This is a genomic window from Chitinophaga sp. 05T412 (assembly GCF_056396465.1).
Genome location: NZ_JBFTLN010000052.1, coordinates 1 through 1140, shown reverse-complemented (window position 1 = coordinate 1140; position 1140 = coordinate 1). Strand labels below are relative to the sequence as shown.

At 51.7% G+C, this 1140-nt stretch carries 1 protein-coding gene; it reads right to left on the bottom strand.

The features are described from left to right. Positions 1–1140 (bottom strand): non-ribosomal peptide synthetase (locus tag AC1DFM_RS34615; RefSeq protein ID WP_477081355.1); only part of this gene is annotated, 1140 nt, incomplete at both ends.

Genomic DNA, 1140 nt, shown 5'->3' with positions numbered 1-1140 from the left:
GTTTTACGTGATTTTGCAATCAGTAACGCCTGCTCTTCTAGTATACTGTTGGAAAAAAGTACTTTTAATGGCAGCTTCACTTCAAATGCCTTGTGGATCAAACTGGCCAGTCTCGTGGCTTTCAGGCTATGGCCTCCCAGCTCAAAGAARTTATCTTTAACRCCRATCTGCGTTCTGCCAAGCACCTGCTCCCAGATGGAGATCAGCTGCGCTTCTGTTGTATTACGGGCAGGTATATACGTAGTACCGGTRGKTAGYCCAAAGTCTTCCGGAGCRGGCAGCTGCCGGCGGTCTACTTTACCGTTGGCATTCAGTGGTAAGCTGTCCAGTTGCACGAAGTAAGCAGGGATCATATGRGCCGGGAGTGTTTTRTCCAGCCATGCTCTTAGCGTAGTCGTATGTAACGGTTCAGCACCGGTGAAATAGGCCACCAGTTCTTTATCTCCCTGTGCAGTGCTGCGTACCACTACTATTGCTGCATCCACACCTGAGTGAGATTGCAGTGCATGCGTGATCTCACCSGGCTCTATCCGGTAGCCGCGGATCTTCACCTGGTCATCCTTGCGGCCCAGGAAAGCTATGTTGCCATCCGGCAGCCAGCGACCAAGATCACCCGTGCGATAAAGACGCCCGCCGGAGTGGAATGGGTCGGGTATAAAACGCTCCGCTGTTAACTCCGGTTTATTCAGGTAGCCTCGGGCAATACCWGCTCCTCCTACAACGATCTCTCCGGCTACACCTACCGGACATAACTGYCCCGCKGCATCCAGGATGTAAGCACTGCTATGRCCGATAGGTTTGCCCACCGGAATATCCGACAACGTTTTYTCTATGTGGTAAGTAAGGGAGAAAGTGGTRTTCTCCGTTGGTCCGTATCCGTTAATRATCCGCAGGGAAGGATAATATTGCTGTAAGGTATGGATGTGCAAAGGCGATAACTTATCTCCGCCTGTGAGCACCGTACCCAGACCTGCAAATACCGTAATATCTCTGTCTACCAGCTGATTTAACCAACCACTGGTAAACCACATCAGATCTACCTGGTGCSTGGCTATCAGGGCAGAGAGCTGTTGCTCATCCAGCAGCGACTCCTGGCTGCACAGCACCAGYTTGCCGCCATGCAGCAGCATCGACCAATAC